We start from the raw sequence: 4,661 nt of genomic DNA, 5'->3' as shown, positions 1-4,661 counted from the left end.
TCGCTGATCGTCGATGCGGTGATCGGCTACAGCCTCGACGGCTCCCCCGGCGGCGTCCCGCTCGCCATGATCGAGTGGGCGAAGAGCCGGGACGCCCCGGTCGTTGCACTCGACGTCCCGTCGGGAGTCGACGCCACCACCGGCCTGGCTCCCGGGGCCGCTGTCGACGCCGTCGCGACCGTGACGCTCGCCCTCCCCAAGACCGGCCTCGACGCGATCTCCGTCGGCCACCTCTGGCTCGCCGACATCGGCATCCCGCCGGGGATCTACCAGGAGGTGGGCATCGAGCTGACGTCTCCGATCTTCGAAGAACAGTTCCGCGTCGCCTTGTCGCCGGCCTGACGACCGAGAGAGCGACGGTCGCGGGTCGCCTCGCGCGCTCTGCCCGATGATGAGAGGATTCTCACCTTCGTTTCACGGCTGTCTCATCGCCCGAGCACACGATGACCGCGTGGCCGTGACCAACCCCCGTACCGCGCGCCTGAGCGACCCTTCCTTGCCCGCCGTGCACGACCTGCTCGGCAGCGCGGTTCCGGCGCCGCTTCGCATCGCTCTGGCGTCCTCCGGCGTTCGCCTGCTGAGCGCAACGGCCAAGCAAGTCACATGGTGGCCTGGGGAGAGCATCACGGTGCGCTACACGGCCGACGTCGAAGGCGCCCTGGCAGGGCGTCATCAGGTGGTTGCCGTTTCTGGGGCTGTGCCGCCGGGGGCCACCGTGGTCGAGTCGGGCGATGCAAGCGTCGGCGTATGGATCGTTCCGCACGACCCAGCTCTGCCGGGCTTGGCGTCGGCGCTCGATCCGGGGACGCTGCGCAGGCTTCTCGACGATCTCGGTGCCGTGACCACGGACGACCCGGTTGCACGCCTGCGGGCGTATCGACCGGGGAGGCGCGCCGTCGTCGAGGTGGCCGGCCGAAGTGGATCGGTGTACATCAAGCTGGTTCCTCCAGATGAAGTCGCCCGCTTGCACCGTGTCCACACGACCCTTGCGAGCCATCTGCCTGTGCCACGCAGCCTCGGCTACGACGCCGCCCTCGGAATGGTCGTTCTGCAGGCCCTCTCCGGTGTGACGCTGCGCGCCGCTCTGGATTCGCTCGAACAGCCGCTTCCGTCGGCCGACGCGCTCGATCGCCTCTTGGGCTCGCTACCCGCGAACGCCGCCTCGCGGCGGGCGAGGTCGGCGATCGACCGCCTCGACAGGGTCCACCGCCTGCTGCAGGCGCTCCTGCCCGACGAAGAGGACCGTCTCACGCAGCTCGTCACCAGCATCGGGCACGACGACGCTGACCGGGGCACGGCGGTGCATGGCGACTTCTACGAAGCACAGGTGCTCGTCGATGGCGGAGGCGTTGCCGGGCTCCTCGACGTCGACACGTTCGGCTGGGGTCGAGTCGGTGAGGACCAAGCGACGATGATCGGGCACCTGTCGTTGTGGCAGCAGCTCTCCAAGACCCCGGACCGGACTCGCCGGTTCGGAGCTGAGCTCCTGCGTCGCTGGGACGCTGATCTCGACCCGGTCGACCTGCGCCGCCGCGCCGCCGCAGTCATCGTGTCGCTGGCGACAGGCCCGTTCCGGGTCCAGCGCCACGCATGGCCGGAGGAGACGAGACGAAGGCTCAAACTGGCCGAGTCATGGGTCGAGAGCGCTCGATCCCTCGATGAGGGACATCTCATGTCCGGCTCATCGTCATCTCACGGCGGTCGGGCATCCTGATCGTGTCGAACCCACACAACACGGAGAGGAATCGACCATGCAGCTGAAGGACCAATGGAAGCGACCGAAGGACTGGCGAGTCGTCGCATCAGTGGCGACTGTTGGGGCGCTCGGGGTCTCGGGCCTCATCGTCGGCTCGCAGGGCGAGGCGAGTGCCGACCCGCGGGCGATCGACCTGAAGGACCGTGTCGACATGAGCGAGGTCGTCGCCCCGCCCACGCTCGGGCCGCTGCCGACATCGGTGGTCGTCGACCTCGATGACAGGACCGAGTCGGCCGACAGCGCCAGCTCGCCATTCGACGCGTCGGAGGACAGCGCTGCGGACTCGCCTGCGGACAGCCCGGCGGACAGCCCGGCGGACTCGCCTGCGGACAGCCCGGCGGACAGCCCTGCGGCCTCGCCTGCGGACAGCCCGGCGGACTCGCCTGCGGATAGCCCGGCGGACTCGCCTGCAGACAGCCCGGCAGATAGCCCTGCGGACAGCCCAGCCGACAGCCCTGCGGACAGCCCGGCAGATAGCCCTGCGGACTCGCCTGCGGACAGCCCGGCAGATAGCCCTGCGGACAGTGCAGATTCAGCGGACGGATCGGACGACACGGCAGACGGCTCGGCAGACTCCTGAGCAGAGTCGCCGTCGACGCAAGAGGGCCCGGGAGACCCCGGGCCCTCTTGCCGGTCCCGTGCCGCCACGTAACCTTCCAATGATGAACCACCAGGTCAATCGGACGAGGCGTCACCCGTCTGCCCGAGCTCGGATCCTCGGGTGGTACGTGCTACTCCTGGCGGGTGCGCTGGTTGCGGCCTTGATCGTGCAGCGGGCATTCCTACTCCAGCAGATTTCCCGGGATGCGGACGAGGCGCTCGACCAGGAGGTGGGTGAGCTCCGTCAGCTCGCAGGCGGCATCGACCCCGAGTCTGGCAAGGAGTTCGCAGGCGACGTCGAGGCCATATTCGACACGTTCCTGTCCCGCAACGTGCCCCTCGAGGGGGAGGGCATCGTGACCATCGTGGACGGAAGGCCGTATCGCGGGGACATCGTGGGATCCGCTCTGGCGGCGACGCCCATCGTCGACGAGTGGACCGACGTCGAGAGGCCCGAGCGACGAGAGATCGACTCCGACGACGGACCGATCAGGTACCTCGCCATCCCGCTCGAGTCGGATGGCGCCGTCCGGGGCGTCTTCGTCGTCGCCATCCTCATGGAACCTCGCCTGGAGCGGGTCGATGGCGTCGTGCGCCTCGGCGCCATCGTCTATGGATCGATCTTCCTCCTCGCCTCGGCGATCGCTTGGGTTGCGGCGGGTGGCATCCTGCGTCCGCTCAGGCTGCTGACGGACGCCGCCCGCTCCATGAGCGAGACCGACCTCTCGGGTCGCATTCCCGTGGACGGAGACGATGAGATCGCCGAGTTGGGGCGCACGTTCAACGCAATGCTCGATCGCCTGGAGGATGCCTTCGCAACGCAACGGCGATTCGTCGACGACGCCGGGCACGAGCTGAGGACTCCCATCACCATCATCCGCGGCAACCTGGAAGTCATGGGAGACGACCCGGTCGATCGGGCGCAGACGATCGCCCTCGTCACAGATGAGCTTGATCGCATGTCGCGCATCGTCGACGACCTCCTCGTGCTGGCCACTGCCGAACAGCCCGATTTCGTTCAACCACACCCGGTCGACCTCGGCGAGCTGACCCGAGATCTGGCATCGAAAGCCCAGTCGCTCGACCACCGCGACTGGACCATCGACGAGGTCGCGGAGGCGGTCGTCGAGTTCGACGAGCAACGAGTCACACAGGCGATCATGAACCTGATGCGCAACGCCGTCGAGCACACGCCCGATGGCACTCCGGTGTCGATCGGAAGCCGGATCGTCGGCGAGTCGGCGATGATCTGGGTCAAGGATGGGGGGCCCGGGATCGACGAGAGCACCAAGGGACGGCTGTTCGAGCGGTTCACCAGGGGCCGCACCGGGCGCCGGGCGACGACCGGCGCCGGCTTGGGGCTTGCCATCGTGAAGGCGATCGCCGAGGCGCACGAAGGTCACATCTCGTTCGAGTCTCACCCGTCGGGGGGAGCGGTCTTCACGCTGACACTGCCGACCGAGCACCCGGGGAAGGATCAAGTGTGAGCAGGATCCTCATCGCCGAGGACGAGCCGGGCATCGCCACCTTCCTCGAGAAGGGGCTCGCCGCCGCCGGGTTCGCCACGCTGGTCGTCGGGGACGGTCGCGACGCGGCCTATGCGGCCCGGGATGACGACTTCGACCTGATGATCCTCGACCTGGGCCTTCCGGGGAAAGACGGACAGGACGTGCTCGCCGAGATCCGCCGCAGAGGGGAACGCCTGCCTGTGATCATCCTCACTGCCAGGAAAGGGGTGGGGGACACGGTGGCCGGGCTCGAGGGAGGGGCCGACGACTACGTCACCAAGCCGTTCCGCTTCGAGGAGCTCCTCGCCAGGGTGCGCGTCCGCCTGCGCGATTCCGGCACGCCGACGGCCGCCCGCATCGAGGCAGGTGGCGTTCGCCTCGACCTGAGAACGAGAAGGGCGGAGGTCGGAGGCACCGAGGTCGAGCTGTCCGCCCGCGAGTTCTCGTTGATCGAGACTCTGATGACCCACGCCAACCAGGTTCTGTCGCGCGAACAGCTCCTCTCGAGGGTGTGGGGCTACGACTTCGACACGGGGAGCAACGTCGTCGACGTGTACGTCGGCTACCTCCGCAAGAAGCTGGGGCAGGACCTCATCGAGACGGTGCGCGGTATGGGGTACCGCCTGCGCGACCCCTGAGCCGCGATCCCAGCTCGATCACCCCGAGGCGGCCTGCAGCGACAGGCGGAAGATGCTGTGACCGGACTCGTAGCGATAGTCGAGCATGCCGCCCATCAGGTCGGTGAGCTGCCTGGAGATGGCGAGACCGATCCCGACCGACTCGGGTTGGTCGGTGCT

5 protein-coding genes are annotated in these 4,661 nt (G+C 68.2%); all 5 read left to right on the top strand.

Annotated features, from left to right (window positions below; translation table 11 throughout):
- The coding region (locus VGC47_14055; GenBank protein ID HEX9856431.1) for an NAD(P)H-hydrate epimerase at positions 1–342 on the top strand (342 nt) is incomplete at its 5' end.
- Between the two features lie 163 nt (positions 343–505).
- Positions 506–1,714: an aminoglycoside phosphotransferase family protein gene (locus VGC47_14050; GenBank protein HEX9856430.1), complete on the top strand. Its 1,209-nt coding sequence runs from the start codon at positions 506–508 to the stop codon at positions 1,712–1,714.
- A 37-nt stretch (positions 1,715–1,751) separates the two neighbouring features.
- Positions 1,752–2,336 (top strand): hypothetical protein, encoded by a 585-nt coding sequence (locus tag VGC47_14045; GenBank protein ID HEX9856429.1) that lies wholly within the window; start codon positions 1,752–1,754, stop codon positions 2,334–2,336.
- An 82-nt stretch (positions 2,337–2,418) separates the two neighbouring features.
- On the top strand, positions 2,419–3,843 hold the full coding sequence (locus VGC47_14040) for a HAMP domain-containing sensor histidine kinase (GenBank protein HEX9856428.1): 1,425 nt from the start codon (positions 2,419–2,421) through the stop codon (positions 3,841–3,843).
- Positions 3,840–4,502 (top strand): response regulator transcription factor, encoded by a 663-nt coding sequence (locus tag VGC47_14035; GenBank protein ID HEX9856427.1) that lies wholly within the window; start codon positions 3,840–3,842, stop codon positions 4,500–4,502. The genes VGC47_14040 and VGC47_14035 overlap by 4 nt, the downstream gene beginning before the upstream one ends.
- Positions 4,503–4,661 lie beyond the last annotated feature (159 nt).

It is taken from the genome of Acidimicrobiia bacterium (assembly GCA_036396535.1).
GTDB lineage: Bacteria > Actinomycetota > Acidimicrobiia > Spongiisociales > UBA5794 > DASWKR01.
The sequence above is the reverse complement of the archived record's forward strand: the minus strand, read 5'-3'. Positions and strand labels throughout refer to the sequence as shown.